Source organism: Chloroflexus sp., assembly GCF_034435895.1.
In the GTDB taxonomy this organism is placed as follows: Bacteria; Chloroflexota; Chloroflexia; order Chloroflexales; family Chloroflexaceae; genus Chloroflexus.
Window position 1 is genome coordinate 1 of sequence record NZ_DAOTWH010000164.1, and the last position, 23,836, is coordinate 23,836.

The window sequence follows — 23,836 nt, forward strand, 5'->3', positions numbered from 1 at the left end:
AGAGTCTCCGCTTCGCCATTCGCGAGGGTGGCCGCACCGTCGGCGCTGGCGTCGTGACCAAGATCCTTGATTAGCAGAATGTGAACCGGAAACGGGGGCGTGGTCTTTCCACGTCCCCGTCGATTGGAGAAAAAAGATGGCTAAGCAAAAGGTTCGTATTCGCCTCAAGGCGTATGATCACAAGATCCTCGACCAATCTGCGCGCCAGATCGTCGAGGCAGCCGAGCGCACCGGCGCGCTGGTCGCCGGCCCGGTGCCGCTGCCGACCAAGATCGAGCGCTATAGCGTGATCCGGTCGGGGTTCATCGATAAAGACTCGCAGGAGCAGTTTGAGATTCGCACGCACAAACGATTAATCGATGTGCTCGACCCGAGCCAGCAAACGATTAATGCCCTGATGAAGCTCAATCTGCCGGCTGGTGTCGATATTGAGATTAAGCTGTAGAAGAAAAGCAGGCGTTGCGTGCCGCTGACGACGGCTTCGTTCTTGGTCAACGGCGGTGGCGCGCGCCGGAAAGGCAGCCGCTGCGCGAATGACGCATGCTGCGGAGGTACACTATGATTCACGGATTGTTAGGTCGCAAAGTCGGGATGATGCAGTACTTCACTGAGAAGGGCATGGCCATTCCGGTGACGGTTATCTCAGCCGGCCCCTGCATCGTCACCCAGATCCGCACGCCGGAGCGCGATGGCTACAGCGCGGTGCAGCTTGGCTACGAAGAGGTCGAGCCGCGCAAGCTGACCAAGCCGCAACAGGGCCATCTCAAGGCGGCAGGCGGCGCGATGTTGCGCTATCTGCGCGAGTTCAGCGCCGATGATCCGCTGGCGCACAAGCCCGGCGAGGTGGTCACAGTCGAGCTGTTTAAGCCCGGCCAGAAGGTCGATATTGCCGGCAACTCGAAGGGACGCGGCTTTGCCGGTGTTGTCAAGCGGCACGGCTTCCGCGGCGGCCCCAAGACCCACGGCCAAAGCGACCGCCACCGCGCTCCCGGTTCGATCGGCGCCGGTACCACACCCGGTCGCGTGTGGAAGGGCCAGCGTATGGCTGGCCGCATGGGCGGCAAGCGCGTCACCATCCAGAATCTGGAAGTGGTCGAAGTGCTGCCCGAACAGAATTTGCTACTGGTGAAGGGCTCCGTTCCCGGCGCCCGCAATGGCCTGCTTCAGATCCGCAAAGCGGTGAAGGGCTAGAGGGGTAAAACGATGCAGGCAACACTCTACAATCAGGCCGGCGAACAGGTGGGCGCCATTGAGGTCAGCGATTATATCTTCGGCATCGAGCCGAATGTGCCGGTGATGCATCAGTATGTGGTGATGCAGAACGCGAACGCCCGCCTCGGTACGCACAATACCCGCGGTCGCGGCGAGGTCAAGGGTTCGACCCGCAAGCTCTACCGCCAGAAGGGTACCGGTCGCGCCCGCCAAGGCTCGATCCGCGCGCCGCATCACAAGGGCGGTGGTATCGCTCACGGCCCGCACCCGCGCTCGTATCGCGTCTCGATGCCGCGCAAGATGCGCCGGCTGGGCGTGCGCTCAGCGTTGTCGGCTAAGTTCGCCGCCGGCCAGATCCGGTTTGTGGATGTGCTGAGCTTCGAGCAGCCGCGCACCAAGGATTTCATCGCTTTCCTCAAGGCGCACGGCCTCGCCGATGCGAAGACGCTGGTCGTGATCGACAGCAAGAGCCCGGCGAACGAGAATCTGCGGCGCTCGGCCAATAATCTGCCGCAGGTGAAGACGCTGCTGGCCCACTACCTCAATGTGCGCGATCTGTTGGTCTATGACCACATCGTTATGCCCAAAGCGGCGGTTGAGGTGGTCGAGAGTTATCTCGGCGAACGCACGCGCGTGGCGGCGCCGGCGCAGGAGGATTAAACCATGCTGACGCCGTATGATATTCTGATCCGCCCGCTGATCACCGAGAAGAATACTAGCTTGATGGAACTCAACAAGTATACGTTTGAGGTCCATCGCGAGGCGACCAAGCCTCAGATCAAGCGCGCGGTTGAGACCATCTTTAATGTGACGGTCACCAAGGTGCATACGATCAATGTGCGCGGGAAGCGCCGCCGGCGCGGCCAGTCGGTTGGTTATACCCGCGATTGGAAGAAGGCGATTGTGACGCTGGCCGAAGGCGATCGGATCGAGATCTTCGGCGCATAACGTCGCTGCTGAACAGAAAGCAGTGACCGGCGCCGGTTCGCACTGATGAGCCGGCGCCGCCAGAGGGAGACAGAGTATGGGAGTTCGTATCTACAAGCCAACCTCGGCCGGTCGCCGCAATATGTCGGTCTCGACCTTCGAGGAGATTACCAAGAAGCGGCCAGAGCCGGGCTTGATCGAGCCGCTGCGCAAGAAGGCCGGCCGCAACAATCAGGGCCGCATTACCGTGCGCCATCGCGGCTGCGGTCATAAGCGGTTTTATCGCATTATCGACTTTAAGCGGAATAAGTTCGGCATTCCGGCCAAGGTGCAGGCGATCGAGTACGATCCTAACCGCAGCGCCCGGATTGCCCTGCTGGCCTACGCTGATGGCGAGAAGCGCTATATCATTGCGCCGCTCGGCCTCAAGGTCGGCGATACGGTGATGAGCGGCCCCGACGCTGAAATTCGCGTCGGTAATGCCCTGCCGATCAGCGCCATTCCGCTCGGTACCCAGATCCACAATATCGAACTGGAGATCGGGCGTGGTGGCGTGTTGGTGCGCTCGGCTGGCACTGCCGCCCAATTGATGGCCAAAGAGGGTGATTACGCCACTGTCCGTATGCCCTCCGGCGAGATGCGTATGATCCACGTGCGCTGCATGGCCACCATCGGGCAAGTGGGCAATGTCGATCATCAGAACATTCGGATTGGCAAGGCCGGCCGCTCGCGCTGGCTGGGCCGCCGGCCACGCGTGCGTGGAGCGGCGATGAACCCCCGCGACCATCCTCACGGTGGTGGCGAGGGTCGCGCGCCGCGTGGCATGAGCACGCCAAAGACAAAGTGGGGCAAGCCGGCCCGTGGCGTCAAGACCCGCCACAATCCGCGCTTCGATCGCTTTATTGTCCGCCGGCGCAAGTAAGGTTGCTCTGCCGGGTGGCGACCGTGACCGCCCGGCACCCTATGAGGAGGAACTATGTCCCGCTCGTCGAAGAAGGGGCCATACGTCGATATTCGATTACTCGATAAGATTGAGGCGATGAATAAGGCCAATGAAAAGCGGGTGATCCGCACGTGGTCGCGCGACTCGACCATCTTCCCGCAGATGATTGGCCATACCATCGCCGTCCATGATGGCCGCCGCCACGTGCCCGTCTACATTACCGAAAACATGGTCGGGCACAAGCTGGGTGAGTTTGCACCCACCCGCTTCTTCCGCGGCCACGGCGGCAAGAAGGCCGATAAGCGCGGGAAAGTCAAGTAGCTCCCGCTTAAGTCCGATGGCATCAGACCAGAAACGTGGTAGAATAGCACGCTTGTGGAGATGCGTCGGGTAGCGATACGAGAAGAGCAATGGAAGCAAAAGCTGTGACCCGCTATGTGCGAATCTCGCCGCTGAAGGTTCGCCTCGTGATGGATGTTGTGCGCGGCATGCCGGTTGACCGGGCATTGGCCACGTTGCGCTATATGCCGCAAAAGGCGGCTCGCGAGGTGGCTCGCACCCTCAAGTCGGCAATCGCGAACGCCGAGCACAACTTTGAGATGGATCGCGCAGAGCTGTACATTAAGACCATTTACGCCGATCAAGGCCCGGTCTTGAAACGGTTTATGCCGCGGGCGCGCGGGATGGCGAATCGCATCCGCAAACCAACCACCCATATTACGGTGGTGGTGGCCGATAAGTCGGAGTACTAGTAGAGGGAGGCTCGCTTGGGGCGCAAAGTACATCCGATCGGCTTCCGGCTCGGGTATATCAAGGACTGGCAATCGAAGTGGTTCGCCAATGGCGACGAGTACACTCGCCAGCTTCATGAGGATATCGAGCTGCGCAAGCTGATCAGCAAGGAATTGCAGAGCGCAGGCGTGTCGCGGATCGAGATCGAACGCTCGGCCAATAGGATCGAAATTTCGGTCTATACGGCTAAGCCCGGGATCGTGATCGGCAAACGCGGCACGAATGTCGATACGCTGAAGAGCACGCTAGAGCGCAAAACGGGCAAGAAGATAAAGCTGAATATCAAAGAGATTAATCAGCCTGAACTTGATGCCCAGTTGGTGGCCGAGAGCATCGGCGAGCAGATTACTAAGCGTGTCAGCTACAAGCGCGCGATGAAGCAGGCCGTCCAGCGCGCCATGCGGCTGGGGGCGCAAGGCGTTAAGGTGCGCTGCTCGGGCCGGCTCGGCGGCGCCGAAATGTCGCGCGTCCACGAAGAAGCCGAGGGCCGCGTGCCACGCCATACGCTGCGCGCTGATATCGATTATGCGCAGGTGCATGCCCACACGACCTACGGCCGCATCGGCGTGAAGGTCTGGATCTACAAGGGAGAGGTCTTCCCCAACCAGACCGCGAAGGCGCAGGTCGAACAGCCGGCGGCGCCCGCGCCCGCACCCGAACGGCGTGAACGCCAGCCGAGGAGGAATAGCAATGCTTCTGCCTAAGCGCACGAAGTACCGCAAAATGCAAAAAGGGCGCACCCCCGGCCTGTCGTACCGCGGCAATAATGTCGTGTTTGGCGAGTATGGCCTGATGGCGCTCGAACCAAGCTGGATCTCTAGCCGCCAGATTGAGGCTGCCCGCCGCGCGATCACCAATTATGTGAAGCGTGGTGGTAAGGTGTGGATCCGGATTTTCCCGGATAAACCGGTTACCCGCAAGCCCGCTGAGACCCGTATGGGTGGCGGTAAGGGTTCGGTTGATCACTGGGTGGCGGTAGTCAAGCCCGGCCGGATTATGTTCGAGTTGGGCGGAGTTCGTGAAGAGGTTGCCCACGAGGCCCTGCGCCGCGCCGCACAAAAGCTGCCGGTGAAGTGCAAGATCATCGACCGTGAAGAGCAGGGCTCGCTGGCTACTGCCGAGGAGGTGAGCAGTGAAAACGAATGAGCTGCGCGCCCTCGATGATGCCCAACTGCGCGCGAAGCTGGCTGAGTATAAGGTTGAGCTGTTTAATCTGCGCTTCCAAAAGGCGACCGGCAGCTTGACCAATACCGCTCGGCCCCGTCAGGTCAAGAAGGAGATTGCGCGCATCCTGACCATCCTGCGCGAGCGCGAGTTGGCGCAGGCTGAGCTCGGCTAACGGATTATGGAGCAGAGCATGATGACCGCAGAACAGAAGCGCAAGACGACCAAGGTTGGCCGCGTCGTCAGCGATAAAATGGACAAGACGGTAGTGGTGGCGGTGGATTATCTCAAGCCCCATCCGCTCTACCGCAAGATTATTCGGCGGACGAAGAAGTTTCACGCCCACGATGAGGAGAATGCCTGCAAAGTGGGTGATGTCGTGCGGATCGAAGAGACCCGCCCGCTGAGCCGCACGAAGCGCTGGCGGGTAGTCGAAATTGTCAAGCGTGGCGAGGAGGAGTAGCCATGATCCAGCCTCAAACACGGCTAAAGGTCGCCGATAATACCGGGGCCAAAGAGATCATGTGCATCCGGGTCCTCGGTGGTTCGCGGGTGCGCTATGGCCGGGTCGGCGATATCATTGTCGCATCGGTAAAGGTAGCCACGCCCGGCGGTCAGGTCAAAAAGGGTGATGTGGTCAAAGCGGTGATTATCCGCACGGCCAAAGAGTATGGCCGGCCCGATGGTTCGCACATCCGCTTTGATGATAACGCAGCGGTGTTGATCGGGAAAGAGAATAACCCGCGTGGCACCCGTATCTTTGGCCCGGTGGCCCGTGAGTTGCGCGAGAAGCAGTTTATGCGGATCGTGTCGCTCGCCCCGGAGGTGCTGTGATGCATGTGAAGACTGGTGATGAAGTGTTGGTGATCGCCGGCAAGGATAAGGGGCGCCGCGGCAAGATTAAGCGCGCGCTGCCGGCAGTCAACCGGGTAGTGGTGGAAGGGCTGAATATCGTTAAGCGCCACCAGAAGCCGCGCGGCCCCGGTCGCGCCGGCGGGATTATCGAGATGGAAGCACCGCTGCACGCTTCAAATGTGATGCTGATCTGCCCGAGCTGCGGGCGGGCCTCGCGCACTGGCAAGCGCTTCCTCGAAGAGACCGATCATAAGGGCCGCCCGCGCAAGGTGCGCTATTGCAAGGCCTGTGACGCCATTATCGATAAGTAGTCTATTTCAGGGCCGGCGCAGCTTTAGCCTGACGCCAAGCCCCTGGAGAAAGAGCCATGACCGTTCGATTGCGTGAAAAGTATCAGAAAGAGGTCGTCCCCGCATTGATGGAGGAGTTTAAGTTCAAGTCCATCATGCAGGTGCCGCGCCTCGTCAAAATTGTGGTTAATGTTGGCGTCGGCGAGGCGGTGCAGAATGCCAAGGCGATCGAGGCCGCCGTGAATGATCTGGCGACGATCACTGGCCAAAAGCCAGTGGTAACGCGGGCCAAGAAGTCGGTGGCGTCGTTTAAGCTGCGCGCCGGAATGCCGATCGGCGCGATGGTCACGCTGCGCGGCGACCGGATGTACGATTTTCTCGACCGGCTCTGCTCGCTAGCGCTGCCGCGCATCCGCGACTTCCGCGGCGTGAGCCGCAGTTCGTTCGATGGCCGCGGCAACTATAGCCTTGGTCTGCGCGAGCAAATCGTCTTCCCAGACATTGACTACGACAAAATCGACAAGATTCGTGGGTTAGAGGTGGCGATTGTCACCAGCGCGCCGAATGATGAGCAGGCCTATTCGCTGCTCAAGCGGCTCGGTATGCCATTTCGTGATTAGTTTGAACTAAGAGCGCGCAGTGCGCTGACTGGTTCAACGCTTTGAGGAGGTATTCCGTTGGCTAAGAAGTCGTTGATCGTGAAGGCTCAGCGGCCGCCGAAGTTTCAGGTGCGCGCCTACCATCGCTGCAAGATCTGCGGCCGGCCGCGGGCCTATATCCGCAAGTTCGGGATGTGCCGTATTTGCTTCCGCGAGCATGCGTTGAAGGGCCTCATTCCGGGCGTCGTCAAGTCGAGCTGGTGAGTGCTGTGCGGCAATCAGAAACGTTTTTGACGCCCGACTTGTGAGGAGGCATACCGTGAGTGTGAATGATCCTATCGGCGATATGCTGACACGCATTCGCAATGCGTGCATGGCCCGCCATACAACGGTGACGATGCCGGCATCGAAGATGAAGATTGCGATTGCCGACATCTTGAAGCGGGAAGGTTTTATTCGGGATTATGCGGTGATCGATGATGGCAAGCCGTACAAGACCATCTCGATTACGCTGAAGTATATGTCCGATCGCCGGCCGGCCATTACCGGTCTGCGCCGGGTAAGTAAGCCGGGGCTGCGCATCTATACCAAGCGCGATGACATTCCGCGGGTGCGCGGCGGCCTCGGGCTGAGCATTCTCTCGACGCCGAAGGGTGTGCTCGCTGACCACGAGGCTTGGCGCGAGCGCGTCGGCGGCGAAGTGCTCTGCTACGTTTGGTAACGCGCACGGAGGAGTATCATGTCGCGAATTGGCAAACGACCGATTACCGTGCCGAAGGGCGTTCAGGTTACCATCGGCGAGCAGAACCTCGTGACGGTGAAAGGCCCGAAAGGTACCCTGACCCAACAGTTGCACCCCGCTATGCTGATTAAGCAAGAGGGAGATGTGATTACCGTCCAGCGCCCTTCGGACGAGAAGTTGCACCGGGCTTTGCACGGCCTGACGCGCACCCTGCTCCATAATATGATTGTCGGGGTGACGCAGGGCTGGCAGCGGGCGCTCGAAATCAATGGCGTCGGCTACCGCGCCCAGCTTGAGGGCAAGACGCTGGTGCTTAATCTTGGCTTTTCCCATCAAGTGCGTCTCGATCCGCCACCGAACATTAGCTATATCGTCGGTGAGCGCAAGTCGGCCAACGACCCACTGGCGCTGACGGTGGTCGGGATCGACAAGCAACAGGTAGGTGAAGAGGCAGCGCGCATTCGCAGTCTGCGTCCGCCGGAGCCGTATAAGGGCAAGGGCATTAAGTACGTCGAAGAGAAGATCCGCCGCAAGGCCGGCAAGGCTGGTAAGGCGAAGTAGCCGGCTGGAAACGCGGCTAGTGGTATACGCAGTAATAATTAGGATAGACAGGATTGGTTGCAACGCATCTCGCCCCTCTCGATCCAGTCAGAGAGGGGCGGAGGCAGGGATGCAACGCTACTGTTCTATCGTGATTGACCCAAGCGAGCGACGGGGGATAGAATCTCCGTTGCGGCAGTATTGAGGATAGTATGGGAAAACGAACACCACGTGAACTCCGGCTTCGCCGGCATAATCGCATCCGCAAGCGCGTGTCGGGCACCTCAGAACGGCCGCGACTGAATGTGTTCCGCAGCCATGCCCACATCTACGCGCAGGTGATTGATGATACCGTCGGCCATACGCTGGTGGCCGCTTCCACCACCGAAAAGGGCTGGAACGGCACGCCAGACATGACCAAGACGCAGGAAGCGGCGCTGGTCGGCAAGTTGATTGCCGAACGAGCGTTGCAGGCCGGGATTACGAAGGTGGTCTTCGATCGCGGCGGCTATAAGTATCACGGACGGGTGAAAGCGCTGGCCGAGGCGGCCCGCGAAGCTGGTCTGAACTTCTAGTTGCCCAAGGGCAGCGTAGCGGAGGAACTGTGAAACGAGAACGTATCAACCCCGACACGCTGGAGCTCGAGGAGCGAGTCGTCCAGATCAACCGCGTGTCAAAGGTCGTGAAGGGCGGCCGGCGCTTCAGCTTCAGCACGGTCGTTGTGGTCGGCGATGGCAAAGGCCACGTTGGCATTGGCATGGGCAAAGCGGCAGAAGTGCCGGATGCGATCCGCAAGGGGGCTGAAGCGGCTAAGCGCAATCTGATCCGCGTACCGCTGGTGCATTCGACCATCCCCCACGAGGTCGTGACCAAGTATGCTGCCACCAAAGTGATGCTGCGCCCGGCAGCCCCTGGTACCGGCGTTATCGCCGGTCGCGGCGTGCGCCCGGTGGTTGAGGCGGCTGGCATTAAAGACCTGCTCTCGAAGGTCTATGGCAGCAATAACCCGGTGAATGTCGTGAAGGCGACATTCAAGGCACTGAGCGAGATAACCTCGCTGCAAGAGATGGCGCGCCGGCGCGACATGACGACGCAAGAGCTGATGGAACGCCGGACGCGGCGCGAAACGGAGGCGGCGTGATGGGTAAGCTGCGCGTAACATACATCAAGAGCGCAATCGGCTATGCGCGCGATCAGAAAGAGACGCTGGCCGCGCTGGGCTTGCGCCGCTTGAATCAGAGTGTGCTCAAACCTGATAATCCATCGGTGCGCGGGATGCTGTTTAAGATTCAGCACCTCGTGAAGGTGGAAGAGGTTGAGGACGAGGTGCAGGCATGAAACTTCACGATTTGCGCCCCGCCGAGGGTTCGCACCGCAAGAGCAAGCGCATCGGTCGCGGCCACGGCTCGGGCAAAGGCAAAACCGGCGGTAAGGGTATGATGGGCCAGAAGGCTCGCAGCGGGCCCGGTCCTTACCGCACCTTTGAGGGCGGCCAGAACCGGCTGGTGAAGCGCATGCCCTTCAAGCGCGGGTTTACGAACAAGTTCCGAGTTGAGTATGAAGTGGTCAACGTTGGCAGCCTTGCCGATTGGCCGGCTGAGCTGGAAGTGACGCCGGAATCATTGTTGGACCGCCGGCTGGTGCGCCGCAAGAAGATGCCAGTTAAGATTCTCGGTGACGGCGAATTGAGCCAGCCGTTGGTGATCAAGGCGCATAAGTTTTCGGCCAGCGCCCGCCAGAAGATCGAGGCCGCCGGCGGAAAGGCAATCGATCTGACGTGGGTCGTCGAGCGTCACTCGCGCTCGCGCGGTCCCAATCCGAGCATGCGCAACGCTCGCCAATCGTAATCGGTCAGTGCGGCGAGAACCTCGTCGTTCTCGCCGCCCACAGGAAGCATCACCATGCTGCAGGCTGTACTTCGCGCTATTCAGTTGCCTGATCTCCGGCGCCGCATCCTCTTTACGATCGGGATGCTGTTTCTGTTTCGCCTGATCGCGCATATTCCGGTGCCCAACATCAACCCGGTAACGCTCGAGCAGTTGCGGCAGGCGCTGGCAACCAACCAACTAGCCCAGTTGCTCAACCTGTTTGCCGGCGGCGCGCTGGAAAACTTTTCGGTGGCGGCGATGGGTGTCTACCCGTATATCACCGCCCAAATTATTATGCAATTACTGCAGCCGCTGATTCCCGCGCTGCAAGAATTGCAAAAAGAGGGCGAACAGGGTCGTCTGCGCCTCAACCGTTACCAGTTGTGGCTGACCATTCCACTGGCGTACCTGCAAGCCTACGGTCAAACGCTGACCCTTGAGCGCACGATTAATCCGAACAACGATCCCATTCAGTCGTTGTTCCGCACCCCGTTTGATCTAGGAGCGAATTTCTTGCCGACGTTCACCGTGCTGACGACGATGGTCGCCGGCACGATGTTGCTGATCTGGCTCGGTGAACAGATCAACGAGCGTGGGATCGGCAACGGTATCTCGATCATCATCTTCGGCGGCATCGTTTCGCGGTTGCCCGGCTTGATCATTCAGGGTTTCCAGATCAGCCAAGCCGGTGATTTCAGCACCATCCTTGGCCTGATCGGCTTTATCGCCATTGCCCTGCTGACGATCGTCGGCATTGTGCTCATTCAAGAAGGCCAGCGCCGCATCCGGGTACAATATGCGCGGCGGGTGCGCGGCAACAAGGTCTATGGCGGCCAGAGCAGCTTCATTCCGCTGAAGGTGAATTCGGCCGGCATGATCCCGCTGATCTTCGCTCAAAGCATTATCATCTTCCCCGGCATCGTCGCGTCGTGGTTCTACCGGCCCGGCGGTGAAGGGATCGGGAATGCGATCGCCGGCTTCTTCTACAACACGTTCAATCCGACTGGACAAGGCGGCGGGATCGTCTATATGACGCTCCTCTTCTTGTTGACGGTTGGGTTTACCTACTTCTACACAGTGGTGATCTTCACCCAGCAAGATCTGGCCGAAAACTTGCAGCGCAATGGCGGGTTCATCCCCGGCATTCGCCCCGGCAAGAAGACGGAGGAGTATCTGATGAAGGTGCTCAACCGGATCACGCTCGCCGGCGCGCTCTTCCTTGGCTTGATCGCGGTGTTGCCCTTCCTCACCCAGTCGATTACTGGCGTGCAAATTGGGCTCGGCAGCACTGCGCTGCTGATTGTGGTCGGTGTGGCAGTCGATACGATGCGCCAGCTTGAGGCGCAGTTGATTATGCGCGACTACGAGGGTTTCTTGACCCGGTAGGCGTTGCACACGAACGGCAAAAAGTGTAGTACAATACAAGTCGTTGCTCGCCGGCATGCCGGTTGGGCAGCGTCTTTGTGAGACAGGCAAACGGTCATACCGTACAGGATGCTGTACGGTTCTGAAACTGAGCGAGCGCCGAGTCATGACCAACGTTATCTTGTTAGGACCGCCGGGGGCCGGCAAAGGCACACAAGCAAAGACCCTCGCCGATCGGACGGGTTTGACCCACGTCGCCAGCGGTGATCTCTTCCGCGCCGCGTTGCGTGAAGGAACCGAATTGGGTATGCTGGCAAAGTCCTATATGGATCGCGGTGAATTGGTACCCGATGAGGTCGTGATTCGGATGATCCTCGAGCGCATCCGGCAGCCGGATTGCGCCGCGGGTGTCATCTTCGACGGCTTCCCGCGGACCCAAGATCAGGCACGGGCGCTCGAAGAGGCGCTCGCGGGTGACGGCGCTCGCATTGATGCCGTGCTCTTTTTGGCCGTGCCACAAGATGTGCTGCTGCGCCGAATTGCCGGTCGGCAGACATGCCGCACCTGCGGCGCCATCTTCAATATCTATTATTTTCCGTCGCACCGACCGGGCATCTGTGACGCCTGCGGCGGCAAACTCTATCAACGGAGCGATGATTCGATCGAGACGGCGCAGCACCGGCTGGATGTCTACTTCGCCCAAACGATGCCGCTGATTGAGTACTATCAGCGGCAGGGCATCCTGCATGAGATCGATGGTCAACGTGAGATCGCGCTCGTGACAGAGGCAATGCTGAAAGCGCTGAGCCCGTATCTGGCGCCAGCGCAGCCGTAGGTTAGGAGGGATATGTCGAAGAAGAAGGACGTGATCGAGATGGAGGGCACGATCACGGAGCCATTGCCTAACGCAATGTTCCGGGTGCAGCTCGATAACGGGCACGAAGTGCTGGCTCACATCTCGGGCAAGATGCGGATGAATTACATCCGGATCTTGAAGGGTGACCGGGTATTGGTCGAGCTGTCGCCGTATGACCTGACCCGGGGACGCATTACGTATCGCTATAAGTAGGGGGGCGCGACGCAGCACGGCGGCGTCCGCCGCCGCAAGGAGGCTGAAATGAAAGTGCGAGCGTCGGTAAAGCCGCGCTGCGAGTATTGCAAGGTGATTAAGCGTAAGGGCGTGATCCGGGTGATCTGCTCGCGCACACCGAAGCATAAACAGCGGCAAGGATAACGGCAGGCAATATCCGCCCGCTCTGACGGGCCGAGAAGGACACTCCGCCAGCCGCATCCGGTTGGCGGAACCTATCAGTAGCGAAGAGGACAGGCATGGCACGTATCGCCGGGGTTGATATTCCCCGCAACAAAAAGATCGAGATTGCGATCACCTACATCTATGGGATCGGCCGCTCGAATGGCATGGACATTCTGCGCAAAGCGAATGTGAATCCCGATCGCCGGGTGCGTGATCTGACCGAGGAAGAGGTTGGCCGGATTCGCGAGATTGTCGATCGCGAGTATCGGGTCGAGGGCGATTTGCGCCGCGAGGTGCAGTTGAACATCAAGCGCCTGATGGATATTGGCTGCTACCGTGGCTTGCGCCACCGCCGCGGCATGCCGGTGCGTGGCCAGCGCACGCGCACCAATGCTCGCACTCGCCGCGGGCGGCGCGGTCAGGCGATCGGTATCAAGAAGAAGACCAAGAAGTAATTGCGATAAGGAGTGAGGCATGCCCGCGAAGGGAAAAGCGACCACGACGACGGCACGCCAGCGCGGCAAGCGCCGCGAACGTAAGAATGTGCCGCGGGGTCAGGCGCATATTCAAAGCACGTTTAACAATACGATCGTGACGATTACCGATCCGCAGGGTGCGGTGGTGTGTTGGGCGAGCGCCGGCCAGAGCGGTTTCAAAGGCTCGCGCAAGAGCACCCCTTACGCTGCGCAGGTGGCTGCCGAGAACGCTGCCCGCAAGGCGATGGAAAACGGCATGCGGTCAGTTGAGGTGTTTGTGAAGGGCCCCGGCGCTGGCCGCGAGGCCGCGATCCGGTCGTTGCAGGCCGCCGGTTTGCAGATCACGGCGATTACCGATGTGACACCCATTCCGCACAACGGCTGCCGCCCGCCCAAGCGCCGCCGCGTGTAAGCGCAACGGTTCGGTGATGGGTAGCGACAACGTATTCGGTCTGTCACTGTGAGACGACCGCAACTGGAACCGGAGGGCATTGTTCCCGGACGCCCACTGCGGTGGCGCGTGCAAGCAGCAGCGCCGGCGCCCATCTCACAGGCGTGCAAAGTGGAACGCAGCGTTCCCTGCGTTCGTGATATTGACAAAGGATAAGGAAGACTATGGCGCGATACACAGGCCCCGTCGGTAAGGTGAGCCGGCGGCTGGGGATTGGAATCACCGAAAAAGGACAGCGCATTCTGAACAAGCAGTCGGATCCGCCGGGCCAGCACGGTGCTGCCGCCCGTCGCCGGCAGTTGTCCGACTATGGGATGCAGTTGCGCGAAAAGCAGAAAGCAAAGTTTCTGTACGGCGTCCTTGAGCGCCAGTTCCGCCGTTTGTTCGAGCAGGCGTCGCGCCGCAGCGGCGTGACCGGCGAGTATTTGCTGAGCTTGCTCGAGCGCCGGCTCGATAATGTGGTGTACCGGCTTGGGTTCGCCACGACGCGCGCGCAGGCTCGCCAGTTGGTGAATCATGGACATATCGTTGTTGATGGTCGCAAGACAAATATCCCGTCGTATACCGTGAAGGTTGGGCAAGTGATCGCGGTGCGCCCGCAGAGCCGCAGCCGCACCTATTTCAAGAATCTGGTCGATAGCGGCGCGTTAAACAAGCACCGCGCCCCCGAATGGCTCCGGCTGAATGCGGCTGACCTTTCGGGCACGGTAGTTTCGCTGCCGCGCCGTGAAGATGCTGAGGCCGGGATCAACGAGCAGTTGATCGTCGAGTTCTATAGCCGGTAGTAGCTCCCGTCTGCGGGATGCAAACGAAGAAATGGGAGGCAGCCGTGCTCGATATCGCTCAACCAAAGATTGAGGTTGTCGAGACGACCGAGACCTTTGGGTGCTTTAAAATCGAGCCGCTCGATCCGGGCTATGGACATACGCTCGGCAACGCGCTGCGGCGCGTCTTGCTTACCGCCATTCCCGGATCGGCGATTACCCGCGTGCGTATTGCCGGTGTCTATCAGGAGAGCGATACCATCCCCGGCGTGACCGAGGAAGTGGTCGAGATCATTCTGAACCTGAAAGGCATCCACCTGCGTGGCCGCCACGAAGGCACGGCAACCGCGACGATCCGGAAACAGGGGCCGGGCATCGTGACGGCAGCCGATCTGGTTTTGCCAGAGGGGCTGGCGGTCGTTGATCCCGATCACTATATCTGCACCCTCGAACATGCGCAGGCGCAGTTTGAGCTGGTGGCAACGATTGAGCGCGGTCGCAGCTATCTGTCGGCTGATCAGCGCGGAATCCTCCCGCTGGGTGAGATTCCGATCGACGCGATCTTTACGCCGGTGCCGCGGGTGAATTATATGGTGGAAAACACCCGTATCGGCCAAGCAACTGACTTCGACCGCCTGATTCTTGAGGTGTGGACCAACGGCACCGTGCGACCGGTCGATGCGCTCGACTATGCGGCTCGGGTGTTGGTGCATTACAACACGACGATCGCGAATTTCAACCGGCTGGCCGCTGAACCGGAAGCCCAGCCTGAAGCGAATGGGTTGGAGATTCCAGCGAGCGTCTATGACACCTCGATCGAGACGTTGGAACTTTCGACCCGCACGTATAACTGCCTGAAGCGGGCCGAAATCACCAAGATCGGTCAGGTGTTGCAGATGGACGAGAAGGCGCTCTTGTCGGTGCGCAATCTCGGCCAGAAATCGATGGAAGAGATTCGCGATAAGTTGATCGAACGGGGTTATATTCCGCGATTGCCTGCGAATGGGGCGTCGCACTAAGAGGATACGATCATGCGACATCGACATGCCGGAAAATTGCTGGGGCGGTCGTATGAGCACCGCAAGGCGCTCTACCGTAACCTGATGATCGCCCTGATTGAGCACAAGAAGATTAAGACGACGCTGGCCAAGGCGCGCGCGGTCCAGCCTGAAATTGAACAATTGCTCTCGATTGCGCGCGAGGATACGCCGCATGCGCGCCGGATGGCGCTCTCGAAGCTGGCCAGCAAGGACGCGATGCGCAAGCTGTTTACCTTTGCGCCGACCACTTACGGCGGGCGCAATGGCGGCTACACGCGGATTACCAAGCTCGGCCCGCGCCGCGGCGATGGGGCTGAAATGGCCTTGATCGAGTTGGTCTGATGCGGACGATTGCGCTGCTGCTAGCCTATGACGGCGCCGATTTCGCCGGATCGCAGTGGCAAACCGACATTCGCACGGTGCAAGGCGCGCTCGAATCGGCATGGGAGGCGCTGACGCAGGAACAACGCCGGATTGTGTTGGCAGGACGCACCGATGCCGGGGTCCACGCCTCTGGGCAGGTGGCGCATGTGCAAACGGACACTCGCCATTCACTCGCTACTATCTGGCGTGGCCTGAATGCGCATCTGCCAACTGATCTGGCGGTGCAGAATGTCGGTGAAGCGCCGCGCGATTTTCACGCGCGCTTTAGCGCTCTGCAGCGTGAATATCGCTATCTGATCGATTGTGCGCCGGCGCCATTGCCGCAACTCCGCCATCAGGCGCTGCATTATGCAGGATCGCTTGATGTGCCGGCAATGACTGCAGCGCTTCGGCTATTGGAGGGAACGCACGATTTTGCCGCCTTCACAACGGCCACGCCAACCCAACGCTCGACGGTGCGGACAATGCACTGGACCCGGATCGTTGAGCGGGAGTGGTTTGACCGGCGGTTATTAGCCATCGAGCTAGCGGCACATGCGTTTCTGCAACATATGGTGCGGATGATCGTCGGCACGCTGCTGCTTGTTGGGCGTGGGCGGATGACCGTCGATCAGTTTGGCGAGGTATTGGCCAGCCGTGATCGCCGGCTGGCCGGGCCAACCGCCCCAGCGCACGGATTGACGCTCACGGCGGTGCGCTACCCGCCCGGCCTTATTCGCTGGGTTGAACCAATAGAACGGCAAAATGGCACGACGAAGGTCGAACAGCCTTCGTCCTACGTACACGAGGAATAGGTGCTGTGAAGACCTATCATCAGAAACCGTCAGAAGTGCAGCGCGACTGGTACGTGATTGATGCGAGCGGGAAGGTGCTCGGCCGGTTGGCGACGCAGATCAGTACGCTGCTGCGCGGCAAGCACAAGCCGACGTATACCCCGTCGATCGACGGCGGTGATTTCGTGATTGTGGTCAACGCCGAGAAGATTGTGTTGACCGGGCGCAAGCCGGATCAGAAGATCTACTATCGGCACACTGGGTATCCGGGTGGCATTAAGGCTACCCCGTACAAGATGATGCTGGCCAAGAGCCCGGATCGTGTTCTGCGGCTAGCCGTCAAGCGGATGCTGCCGAAGAACCGGATGGGCCGCCGGTTGCTGACCAAACTGCGCATCTACGCTGGGCCGAACCACCCGCACGCTGCGCAGCAGCCCAAGCCCTACATCCCGCGCTAGTGCAGCGTGGGCCGTTGTTACTGCAAACTCGCGCCCGCGCGCGTTGATCACGAGCACGCGCCATACCCGGCGCACAGGTGGTGAGGAGAAGGAATGGAAGCCAAGCGCTACTATCAGGGCACCGGCCGCCGCAAGACGGCGGTGGCGCGGGTGCGCCTCTTCCCCGGCAGTGGGGATTTTATCGTCAACGGTAAGAAGCCGGAAGATTACTTCGGCAATCGCGATCTGTTCCAGCGCAATCTGCGGCTGCCGCTGGTGTTGACCAATCACCTCAACACGTTTAACGTACTGGTGAAGGTCAAGGGGGGCGGCGTGTCCGGGCAGGTCGGCGCGGTGCGCCATGGTATTGCCCGCGCCCTGCTCGATTACGATAGCGAGCTGCGCGCAAAGCTCAAGCAGGCTGGCCTGCTCACCCGCGACCCGCGCGCGAAAGAGCGGAAGAAGGTCGGTCTCAAGCGCGCGCGCAAGGCGCCTCAGTATACCAAGCGCTAACGCAGACATCAGCGATTATCGCAGCGATGCAAGCAGGCAGACGGTCCGCGACCCGGCCGTCTGCTATGCATTATCATTCACCGGGCGGTTGGCATGCGCGTGATCACCGGAAAAGCCAAAGGGCATCGCCTAAAAGCGCCGAAAGGGCTTGGCACCCGGCCTATGCTGGATCGAGTCAAAGAGGCGCTCTTTTCCGTGCTGGAAGGGTACGGGCCAATTCGCGGCGCCGTGCTCGATCTCTACGCTGGCACCGGCTCGCTTGGCATCGAATGTTTGTCCCGTGGGGCTGACAGCGCCGATTTCGTCGAGCGCAATGCCCACGTCTGCTCGATCATCGCCGAAAACCTGCGCCATACTCGTTTTGATCAGCAAGCGCGCATCCATCATATGCCGGTTGATCGCTTTTTACATCGTCAGCGCGGCGTTGGACGCTATGATATAATCATCATGGACCCGCCGTATGCTGATCCAGCGATCGAGGCGACCATGCAGCTCGTCGCGAGCAGTGGCGTTGGCAAAGAGGGTAGTTTGCTGATCGTCGGGCATTCCCCCCGCGTCGCGATCGCCGATGCGTATCCCGGTCTGCACCGGATCAAATTTCGCCGGCTGGGCGATTCCTGTTTTTCGATCTACGAACTCGCGACCACCGCTACGCCGGAACAAGAAGGGTAAGCCATGCGCATCGCCATCTATCCCGGCAGTTTCGATCCGGTCACCTACGCTCACCTTGATATCGCCCGCCGCGCCGCGCGCATCTTCGACCGGGTCATCATGGCCGTGTTCGATCGACCACAAAAGCGGTTGCTGTTTTCAACCGAAGAGCGCTTGCAATTATTACGAGCGACGGCCGCTGACCTCGCCAATGTGGAAGTGATGAGCTATCACATCCTCACGGTTGAATTTGCGCGTGAGGTTGGCGCATGCGCCATCGTGCGTGGCCTGCGCGCCGGAAGCGATTTTGAAGCCGAGTTCCAAATGGCGCAGGTCAATCAGACGATCGATCCCGAGATTGAAGTGGTGGTGCTGATGGCCGGGCGACCATTCGCGCATATCAGCTCGACGGCTGTGCGTGAAATGGCAAGCCTAGGGCGCGATCCGGTCGAGTTTGCGCCACCGGTGGTTGTTGCGGCCTTACGGGAAAAGTTCGCGCAGAGGGGGTGATCGCCATCGAGCTGGATGATCTGATTGATGAATTGGAAGAGGTGATCGCTGCCGGGGTTCGCTTGCCCCTCAGCGGCGGGCGCACGCTGATTGATGAAGGTCGCGTACTCGAGATCATCGACCAGATGCGCACAGTCATTCCCGAAGAGATCCAGCGCGCCCGCCGGATTATCGCCGAGCAAGAGCAATTGCTCGCTGCTGCGCAAGCCCGCGTGCAAGAGGTGCTGAGCGAGCACGGTTTGTTGGCGGCTGTCGAAGCGGAGCGCGCGCGCCTGCTGCAACAGGCCGAACAGGAAGCCGCTGAGGTACGAGCCGGCGCTGATGCCTACGCTCGGCAAGTATTGGAAGAACTCGATGAGCGGCTGAGCAAGTTGCTCACGAGTGTGCGAAATGGCTTGCATGCGCTGGATAAGTGCCAACCGGGTGCTTGACAACCCGCCACTCTCTCGCCTATAATTCGGAGCTTGTGGCGGGGCCAATGGCGCGCCACAGGTGAATGTTATGACAGCTCTACGGTTTAATCTCGCGCAACTGCTGCGCGAAGAGATGGGAGCGCGACGTGATATCTCGTTTACCGAGCCGGTGCTGCGGCTCGATGACGATCTGACGTTGCGCAATATTAGCGGTCGCCTCCGTTTGACGCGCACGGCGGCCGGTGTGTACGCACAAGTGACTGTTCACGGCGTTGTCACCCTCACCTGCGTGCGCTCGCTTGAACAGTTTGATTACGAGCTTGATCTCGACTTCAGCGATCAGTTTTACGCCGTGGTCGATGTGGTGAACGGGCACCGATTGCCAAAACCGGTGGAAGATGATCCGTTTATGCTCGATGAGCTGCACCATATCGATGTGGGTGAAGCAATTCGTAGCTACGCGCTGATCAGCTTGCCGATGAACCCGGTCGCGCCGGCGTACCGCGACCAACCGGTTAACTATACGGTTGAGTCGGAAGGCATTGAGGAAGACGACGCTCCAGTCGATGAACGCTTCGCTGCGCTGCGTGAATGGGCGGAGCGACAACGGAACCAAAACTGAGGAGTACCAAATCATGGGTGCAGTACCGAAGCGAAAAGTATCGCGCCACCGGCGCGGCAACCGGCGGCAACATCTGGCATTGACACCGCCGGTTATGGTAACTTGCCCGCGCTGCGGCGAATTGATGCGGGCGCATCGCGCATGCCTGTCGTGCGGTTACTACAAGGGCCGGCAGGTCCTGAAAGTGAACGCTGAGTAGTCAGTTACGCTTGGATCGCGACACGTACAGGGTCCACAGGCATGAAGGGGCTGCCTGCCGATCGGATCGGTTCGGCAGCCTTTTACCGTAGATAGAAAGGCCGTGAGGGTGAGCAGGGAACGTTACGCGGCAGTGATCGGCTGGGGTATGGCCGTCCCCTCGCGCGTGATCACGAATGATGAGCTGGCACAACGGATTGACACCTCTGATGAGTGGATCCATACCCGTACCGGCATCCGTGAACGCCGAGTCGCTAGTCCCGGTGAGAGCACGTCAACCTTCGCAACCGCCGCCGGACGCGAGGCGCTAGCGATGGCAGGAGTCGATGCGGCGACCATTGATACAATCATCGTCGCTACCTGCACCCCTGATCGACCGTTCCCCGCAACCGCCTGCACGGTGCAAGCGAATCTGAACATCCCACGGGCGACCGCGTTTGATCTGGCGGCGGCGTGCAGCGGTTTCGTCTACGGACTGACCGTCGCCACGAGCCTGATCAAAAGTGGAGTGAGCCGCCGCCTCTTGCTGATCGGGGCCGATATCTTTACCCACTATATCAATTGGGACGACCGCAACACCTGTGTCCTGTTTGGTGATGGCGCTGGCGCAGTGGTGCTGGAAGCGACCGATCAGCCGTTTGGCCTGATCGCTTCCAACCTGAGCGCCGACGGCAACCTCGAAGACCTCATGGCGGTTGATGCCGGCGGCACGCGCATGCCGCTCACAGCCGAGTTGCTAGCTGAAGGCCGGCAATATGTCTACATGAATGGGCGTGAAATCTTTAAGCACGCCGTGCGTGAGATGAGCGATTCAGCGATGCAGGTGGTGCAAGCGGCTGGGTTGACGATCGACGAGATTGCGCTGGTGATCCCGCACCAAGCCAACGTGCGGATCATTGATGCAGTCGCGCGCCGGCTCGAAATTCCGCCTGAGCGGGTGATGATCAATCTCGACCGGTATGGCAACACGTCGGCGGCTTCCATTCCGATTGCCCTGTACGAAGCTGCCCAACAGGGCCGGATTACATCTGGCAACTATGTCTTAGTCACCGCATTTGGCGGCGGCTTAACGTGGGGGTCGGGCGTAGTACGCTGGGGCCGTCCGGCGCGGTAAGGGGTTTGCTGAGCCGTAATGAGCGGCCCAGAAGCTATAGCGAGCTAACACGGACGATGAGCGGTCACGCTGGCGCACGCGCCGAGGGGGAGGGCAAAGCGCTGGCAGGGAAGGAGAAGGCGGGCCAACCATGAGCATTGCATGGGTCTTTCCGGGTCAGGGATCGCAGGTAGTTGGCATGGGGCGCGATTTGATCGCGGCATCGGCAGCAGCACGCCAGATGTTTGCCACTGCGGACGAGACGCTTGATTTCGGGTTGAGTGAATTGTGCTTTAGCGGGCCAGAAACCGACCTCACCGCCACTGAGAATGCGCAACCGGCGCTCCTCACCACCAGCATGGCCCTCTTAGCCGCGATGCGCGAACTATTGGGCGACCGGCTCGAACCACCAATTGCGGTCGCCGGCCACAGCCTTGGCGAATATTCGGCCTTAGTTGCAGGCGGTTCATTGGATTTCACCACAGCGTTGCGCCTCGTGCGCCGCCGGGGCGAATTGATGGCCGCCGCTCACGATGGCAGTATGGCCGCCGTCATTGGGCTTGATGCCGGCATCCTCGAACAGATCTGCCAAGAGGTCAGTGCGGCGCTGCAACACAACAACCAACTACACGGCACCGTTGTCATCGCCAATTACAATGCTCCTGACCAGCTCGTGATCAGCGGCAGTGTGGTGGCCGTCGAACATGCCAGTCTGCTCGCCAAAAGTCGCGGCGCAAAACGGGTGATTCCCCTCAAAGTCAGCGCAGCCTTCCATTCCCCCTTGATGGTCGAGGCCGCCGAAGGCATGGCGCAGGCGATTGCCAATGCGACCGTCCGCGATCTGGATATTCCGCTGATTGCCAATGTCACGGCTGAACCGCTCCGCGATGCCGATGATGTGCGGCGCGAGATGGTTGCGCAAGTGGTAGCGCCGGTACGTTGGATCGCGTCGGTACAGCACATGGTGGCGATGGGGATCGACACCTTCGTCGAGATCGGACCGGGGAGGGTATTGACCGGTTTGATTCGCCGGATTGCGCCAGCAGCACGCTTGATCAACGTCGCTACCTTCGAGGATGTCCGGGCATTGACGGCTATGCAACCGGTATAGAGAATGCTATGGAATTGCAGGGGCAGGTTGCCATTATTACCGGTGGCGCGCGCGGGATCGGGCGCGCCACAACCATTGAGCTGGCTGCTGCTGGGGCGCGCGTATTGATCAACTATCAGCGGAGCGCCTCGGCGGCTGAAGCTTTGGCGGCTGAAATTGTCGCCAATGGCGGTGATGCGTTCGCTTATCAGGCCAACGTTGCCGATGAGCGGGCAGTGGCAAGCATGGTGCAAGCAGCATTAGAACGCTGGGGCCGGATCGATGTGCTGGTCAATAATGCCGGTATCACTGCCGATGCGCCACTGGCCCGCCTGCGCCCTGAGCAATGGCAACAGGTGATTGAAACCGATCTGACCTCGGTGTTTCTCTGTTGTCGCGCCGTTCTACCAGCTATGCGCGCTGCCGGCTATGGCCGGATCGTGTCGGTCAGTTCGCTAGCGGCGCTGGCCGGCAATGTCGGCCAAACGAATTATGCCGCCGCCAAAGCCGGCATTATCGGCTTGAACCGTTCGCTCGCCCGTGAAGTTGCTCGTGACGGCATTACCGTCAATGTAGTCGCTCCCGGTTATATCGAAACCGATATGGTGGAAACCGTGCCGGAAGCGTTACGGGCATGGGCGCTGCAAGCGATCGCGTTGGGCCGGTTTGGCCGCCCAGAAGAGGTCGCTGCCGCCATCCGGTTTCTCGTTTCGCCACGCGCTTCGTACATTACCGGCCATGTCTTGACCATCGACGGCGGTTGGGTGATGCCGTAGGGTTGTTGCACGGCAATGACCGTACCAAGGAACGGGATAGAAGCAACTATGATCGACTTCACCGGACAAGTAGCAATCGTCACCGGCGGGTCGGGAGGGATTGGGCAAGCGATTGTGCGCGGCCTTGCCCGGCATGGCGCGCGGGTGTTGGTAGGGTACCATCACGACGAGCCTGCTGCTGCCAGCATTGTCGCCGTGGCCCAATCGCTTGGCAGCGAAGCTGCAGCACTGGCAATCGATGTCCGCGAAGTTGACAGTGGGCCTGCATTGGTGAATGCAGCACTCGAGCGGTGGGGCCAGCTTGATATCTTGATCAACAGCGCCGGGATCGCCGATTATGGCCCGCTGAGCGAGATGAGCAGCGAGCGTTGGCGCCAAACGATCCAAACCAACCTGAGCGGGGTCTATCACACCTGCCGCGCCGCACTACGCCCGATGATGCAACAGCGCTACGGACGGATTATCAATGTAGCTGCGCTCTACGGATCCTCTGGCTTTCCCGGCCAAGCCGACTTTGCCGCGGCAGCCGGCGGGATCATCGGGCTGACGCGTGCCTTAGCCCGTGAAGCGGCGCCGTGGCAGATCACCGTCAACGCGGTCGCACCGGGAATGATCGAAACAGAGCTCGTACAGGCCATTCCCAAACCGATCCAAGAGTGGAGCGCGAATATTATCGCGTTACGCCGGTTGGGGAAACCAGAAGAGGTCGCCGCCGCCGTGCTCTTCCTTGCATCGCCGGTAGCATCGTACATCACCGGACAGACGCTGGCCGTCGATGGCGGCTGGACGATGGCGTAGGGGTGCAGCGTTCCACCTATGCCAGCATAAAAACGCAGATGCGGTAGTTGCCTACCGCATCGCGACTAAACGGATCAACTTAATTACCCGCCTACGTTAAACCCTCTTGGAAACCAACCGCCTCGAGAGTCCACCAGAGCGGCAAGAAGGTTCCAAACCACCGTACCCTCACAGGTCCTTTAGCTGCTCCGCCTTCAGCAGATTATGCGCCGGGCTAGCTTTTGCTATTGGATTATCTCACCATCCAGCGTGGGACAGCAGCTCCTTCTTACCCAACGCGGTGAGTTTGTTTGGG

General features: G+C 60.1%; 43 protein-coding genes. All 43 read left to right on the forward strand.

Annotated features, from left to right (window positions below):
• A partial coding sequence (locus U9R81_RS09700) for a hypothetical protein (RefSeq protein WP_322495331.1) occupies positions 1-74 on the forward strand: 74 nt, incomplete at its 5' end.
• A gap of 62 nt (positions 75-136) precedes the next feature.
• Positions 137-445: a 30S ribosomal protein S10 gene (gene rpsJ / locus U9R81_RS09705; protein WP_012258230.1), complete on the forward strand. Its 309-nt coding sequence runs from the start codon at positions 137-139 to the stop codon at positions 443-445.
• Between the two features lie 113 nt (positions 446-558).
• Positions 559-1,191 (forward strand): 50S ribosomal protein L3, encoded by a 633-nt coding sequence (gene rplC / locus U9R81_RS09710; protein WP_066789226.1) that lies wholly within the window; start codon positions 559-561, stop codon positions 1,189-1,191.
• A 12-nt stretch (positions 1,192-1,203) separates the two neighbouring features.
• Positions 1,204-1,872, forward strand: a complete 669-nt coding sequence (rplD, locus tag U9R81_RS09715; RefSeq protein WP_322495279.1) for a 50S ribosomal protein L4 — start codon at positions 1,204-1,206, stop codon at positions 1,870-1,872.
• Positions 1,873-1,875: 3 nt separating this feature from the next.
• A complete protein-coding gene (gene rplW / locus U9R81_RS09720) occupies positions 1,876-2,160 on the forward strand; it encodes a 50S ribosomal protein L23 (RefSeq protein ID WP_298405814.1) in 285 nt (94 codons plus the stop codon).
• A 76-nt stretch (positions 2,161-2,236) separates the two neighbouring features.
• Positions 2,237-3,061 (forward strand): 50S ribosomal protein L2, encoded by an 825-nt coding sequence (gene rplB / locus U9R81_RS09725; RefSeq protein WP_322495280.1) that lies wholly within the window; start codon positions 2,237-2,239, stop codon positions 3,059-3,061.
• A 54-nt stretch (positions 3,062-3,115) separates the two neighbouring features.
• Entirely contained in the window at positions 3,116-3,403 is a 288-nt protein-coding gene (gene rpsS, locus U9R81_RS09730; RefSeq protein WP_298405817.1) for a 30S ribosomal protein S19, read from the forward strand.
• Positions 3,404-3,492: 89 nt separating this feature from the next.
• A complete protein-coding gene (gene rplV, locus U9R81_RS09735) occupies positions 3,493-3,834 on the forward strand; it encodes a 50S ribosomal protein L22 (RefSeq protein WP_322495281.1) in 342 nt (113 codons plus the stop codon).
• A 15-nt stretch (positions 3,835-3,849) separates the two neighbouring features.
• Positions 3,850-4,578 (forward strand): 30S ribosomal protein S3, encoded by a 729-nt coding sequence (gene rpsC, locus U9R81_RS09740; protein WP_322495282.1) that lies wholly within the window; start codon positions 3,850-3,852, stop codon positions 4,576-4,578.
• A complete protein-coding gene (gene rplP / locus U9R81_RS09745; RefSeq protein ID WP_322495283.1) occupies positions 4,565-5,020 on the forward strand; it encodes a 50S ribosomal protein L16 in 456 nt (151 codons plus the stop codon). Before rpsC ends, rplP begins: the two co-directional genes overlap by 14 nt.
• Entirely contained in the window at positions 5,007-5,213 is a 207-nt protein-coding gene (gene rpmC, locus U9R81_RS09750) for a 50S ribosomal protein L29 (protein ID WP_298405823.1), read from the forward strand. Before rplP ends, rpmC begins: the two co-directional genes overlap by 14 nt.
• An 18-nt stretch (positions 5,214-5,231) precedes the next feature.
• Positions 5,232-5,501, forward strand: a complete 270-nt coding sequence (gene rpsQ / locus U9R81_RS09755) for a 30S ribosomal protein S17 (RefSeq protein WP_066789245.1) — start codon at positions 5,232-5,234, stop codon at positions 5,499-5,501.
• Positions 5,502-5,503: 2 nt separating this feature from the next.
• Positions 5,504-5,872 carry a 50S ribosomal protein L14 gene (gene rplN / locus U9R81_RS09760; protein ID WP_012258241.1) on the forward strand — a complete coding sequence of 123 codons (369 nt, stop codon included), beginning with the start codon at positions 5,504-5,506 and terminating at the stop codon, positions 5,870-5,872.
• Positions 5,872-6,204 (forward strand): 50S ribosomal protein L24, encoded by a 333-nt coding sequence (gene rplX / locus U9R81_RS09765; protein ID WP_066789248.1) that lies wholly within the window; start codon positions 5,872-5,874, stop codon positions 6,202-6,204. The genes rplN and rplX overlap by 1 nt, the downstream gene beginning before the upstream one ends.
• Positions 6,205-6,260: 56 nt before the next feature.
• Entirely contained in the window at positions 6,261-6,803 is a 543-nt protein-coding gene (gene rplE / locus U9R81_RS09770; RefSeq protein ID WP_066789250.1) for a 50S ribosomal protein L5, read from the forward strand.
• A 57-nt stretch (positions 6,804-6,860) separates the two neighbouring features.
• The gene (locus U9R81_RS09775) at positions 6,861-7,046 is read left to right on the forward strand and encodes a type Z 30S ribosomal protein S14 (protein ID WP_066789253.1); all 186 of its coding nucleotides are present in this window, start codon (positions 6,861-6,863) and stop codon (positions 7,044-7,046) included.
• A 55-nt stretch (positions 7,047-7,101) separates the two neighbouring features.
• Entirely contained in the window at positions 7,102-7,503 is a 402-nt protein-coding gene (rpsH, locus tag U9R81_RS09780; protein ID WP_066789256.1) for a 30S ribosomal protein S8, read from the forward strand.
• 18 nt (positions 7,504-7,521) lie between these two features.
• Positions 7,522-8,085 carry a 50S ribosomal protein L6 gene (gene rplF, locus U9R81_RS09785; RefSeq protein ID WP_322495284.1) on the forward strand — a complete coding sequence of 188 codons (564 nt, stop codon included), beginning with the start codon at positions 7,522-7,524 and terminating at the stop codon, positions 8,083-8,085.
• Positions 8,086-8,276: 191 nt separating this feature from the next.
• Entirely contained in the window at positions 8,277-8,639 is a 363-nt protein-coding gene (rplR, locus tag U9R81_RS09790; RefSeq protein WP_066789261.1) for a 50S ribosomal protein L18, read from the forward strand.
• 29 nt (positions 8,640-8,668) lie between these two features.
• Entirely contained in the window at positions 8,669-9,205 is a 537-nt protein-coding gene (gene rpsE, locus U9R81_RS09795; protein WP_322495285.1) for a 30S ribosomal protein S5, read from the forward strand.
• Entirely contained in the window at positions 9,205-9,402 is a 198-nt protein-coding gene (gene rpmD / locus U9R81_RS09800; RefSeq protein WP_322495286.1) for a 50S ribosomal protein L30, read from the forward strand. The genes rpsE and rpmD overlap by 1 nt, the downstream gene beginning before the upstream one ends.
• A complete protein-coding gene (gene rplO / locus U9R81_RS09805) occupies positions 9,399-9,911 on the forward strand; it encodes a 50S ribosomal protein L15 (RefSeq protein WP_322495287.1) in 513 nt (170 codons plus the stop codon). The genes rpmD and rplO overlap by 4 nt, the downstream gene beginning before the upstream one ends.
• A 54-nt stretch (positions 9,912-9,965) precedes the next feature.
• Entirely contained in the window at positions 9,966-11,318 is a 1,353-nt protein-coding gene (gene secY, locus U9R81_RS09810) for a preprotein translocase subunit SecY (RefSeq protein WP_322495288.1), read from the forward strand.
• A gap of 145 nt (positions 11,319-11,463) precedes the next feature.
• Positions 11,464-12,132 carry an adenylate kinase gene (locus U9R81_RS09815; RefSeq protein ID WP_066789272.1) on the forward strand — a complete coding sequence of 223 codons (669 nt, stop codon included), beginning with the start codon at positions 11,464-11,466 and terminating at the stop codon, positions 12,130-12,132.
• Between the two features lie 12 nt (positions 12,133-12,144).
• Entirely contained in the window at positions 12,145-12,366 is a 222-nt protein-coding gene (gene infA, locus U9R81_RS09820) for a translation initiation factor IF-1 (protein WP_012258253.1), read from the forward strand.
• 48 nt (positions 12,367-12,414) lie between these two features.
• On the forward strand, positions 12,415-12,531 hold the full coding sequence (gene rpmJ, locus U9R81_RS09825; RefSeq protein ID WP_012258254.1) for a 50S ribosomal protein L36: 117 nt from the start codon (positions 12,415-12,417) through the stop codon (positions 12,529-12,531).
• 95 nt (positions 12,532-12,626) lie between these two features.
• Positions 12,627-13,007: a 30S ribosomal protein S13 gene (gene rpsM, locus U9R81_RS09830; RefSeq protein WP_322495289.1), complete on the forward strand. Its 381-nt coding sequence runs from the start codon at positions 12,627-12,629 to the stop codon at positions 13,005-13,007.
• 19 nt (positions 13,008-13,026) lie between these two features.
• Positions 13,027-13,440: a 30S ribosomal protein S11 gene (rpsK, locus tag U9R81_RS09835; protein ID WP_066789278.1), complete on the forward strand. Its 414-nt coding sequence runs from the start codon at positions 13,027-13,029 to the stop codon at positions 13,438-13,440.
• 203 nt (positions 13,441-13,643) lie between these two features.
• Positions 13,644-14,264 (forward strand): 30S ribosomal protein S4, encoded by a 621-nt coding sequence (gene rpsD, locus U9R81_RS09840; RefSeq protein ID WP_322495290.1) that lies wholly within the window; start codon positions 13,644-13,646, stop codon positions 14,262-14,264.
• A 44-nt stretch (positions 14,265-14,308) separates the two neighbouring features.
• Positions 14,309-15,262, forward strand: a complete 954-nt coding sequence (locus U9R81_RS09845) for a DNA-directed RNA polymerase subunit alpha (protein ID WP_322495291.1) — start codon at positions 14,309-14,311, stop codon at positions 15,260-15,262.
• A 12-nt stretch (positions 15,263-15,274) separates the two neighbouring features.
• The gene (gene rplQ / locus U9R81_RS09850) at positions 15,275-15,625 is read left to right on the forward strand and encodes a 50S ribosomal protein L17 (protein ID WP_322489447.1); all 351 of its coding nucleotides are present in this window, start codon (positions 15,275-15,277) and stop codon (positions 15,623-15,625) included.
• Positions 15,625-16,461: a tRNA pseudouridine(38-40) synthase TruA gene (gene truA, locus U9R81_RS09855; protein WP_322495292.1), complete on the forward strand. Its 837-nt coding sequence runs from the start codon at positions 15,625-15,627 to the stop codon at positions 16,459-16,461. The genes rplQ and truA overlap by 1 nt, the downstream gene beginning before the upstream one ends.
• Before the next feature lie 5 nt (positions 16,462-16,466).
• On the forward strand, positions 16,467-16,898 hold the full coding sequence (gene rplM / locus U9R81_RS09860; protein ID WP_066789289.1) for a 50S ribosomal protein L13: 432 nt from the start codon (positions 16,467-16,469) through the stop codon (positions 16,896-16,898).
• Between the two features lie 93 nt (positions 16,899-16,991).
• Positions 16,992-17,390 carry a 30S ribosomal protein S9 gene (gene rpsI / locus U9R81_RS09865; protein ID WP_322495293.1) on the forward strand — a complete coding sequence of 133 codons (399 nt, stop codon included), beginning with the start codon at positions 16,992-16,994 and terminating at the stop codon, positions 17,388-17,390.
• Between the two features lie 75 nt (positions 17,391-17,465).
• On the forward strand, positions 17,466-18,062 hold the full coding sequence (gene rsmD, locus U9R81_RS09870) for a 16S rRNA (guanine(966)-N(2))-methyltransferase RsmD (RefSeq protein ID WP_322495332.1): 597 nt from the start codon (positions 17,466-17,468) through the stop codon (positions 18,060-18,062).
• A 3-nt stretch (positions 18,063-18,065) separates the two neighbouring features.
• The gene (coaD, locus tag U9R81_RS09875; protein WP_322495294.1) at positions 18,066-18,551 is read left to right on the forward strand and encodes a pantetheine-phosphate adenylyltransferase; all 486 of its coding nucleotides are present in this window, start codon (positions 18,066-18,068) and stop codon (positions 18,549-18,551) included.
• On the forward strand, positions 18,548-18,982 hold the full coding sequence (locus U9R81_RS09880; RefSeq protein ID WP_322495295.1) for a hypothetical protein: 435 nt from the start codon (positions 18,548-18,550) through the stop codon (positions 18,980-18,982). The genes coaD and U9R81_RS09880 overlap by 4 nt, the downstream gene beginning before the upstream one ends.
• Positions 18,983-19,052: 70 nt before the next feature.
• Complete coding sequence (locus U9R81_RS09885; protein WP_322495296.1) at positions 19,053-19,586, forward strand: DUF177 domain-containing protein; 534 nt, start codon at positions 19,053-19,055, stop codon at positions 19,584-19,586.
• Between the two features lie 13 nt (positions 19,587-19,599).
• Positions 19,600-19,785 carry a 50S ribosomal protein L32 gene (gene rpmF / locus U9R81_RS09890; protein ID WP_076798259.1) on the forward strand — a complete coding sequence of 62 codons (186 nt, stop codon included), beginning with the start codon at positions 19,600-19,602 and terminating at the stop codon, positions 19,783-19,785.
• 108 nt (positions 19,786-19,893) lie between these two features.
• The gene (locus tag U9R81_RS09895; protein WP_322495297.1) at positions 19,894-20,898 is read left to right on the forward strand and encodes a beta-ketoacyl-ACP synthase III; all 1,005 of its coding nucleotides are present in this window, start codon (positions 19,894-19,896) and stop codon (positions 20,896-20,898) included.
• A gap of 130 nt (positions 20,899-21,028) precedes the next feature.
• A complete protein-coding gene (gene fabD / locus U9R81_RS09900) occupies positions 21,029-21,988 on the forward strand; it encodes an ACP S-malonyltransferase (protein WP_322495298.1) in 960 nt (319 codons plus the stop codon).
• Positions 21,989-21,996: 8 nt separating this feature from the next.
• Positions 21,997-22,743 carry a 3-oxoacyl-ACP reductase family protein gene (locus U9R81_RS09905; protein ID WP_322495299.1) on the forward strand — a complete coding sequence of 249 codons (747 nt, stop codon included), beginning with the start codon at positions 21,997-21,999 and terminating at the stop codon, positions 22,741-22,743.
• A gap of 48 nt (positions 22,744-22,791) precedes the next feature.
• A complete protein-coding gene (locus U9R81_RS09910; RefSeq protein ID WP_322495300.1) occupies positions 22,792-23,541 on the forward strand; it encodes a 3-oxoacyl-ACP reductase family protein in 750 nt (249 codons plus the stop codon).
• Positions 23,542-23,836 lie beyond the last annotated feature (295 nt).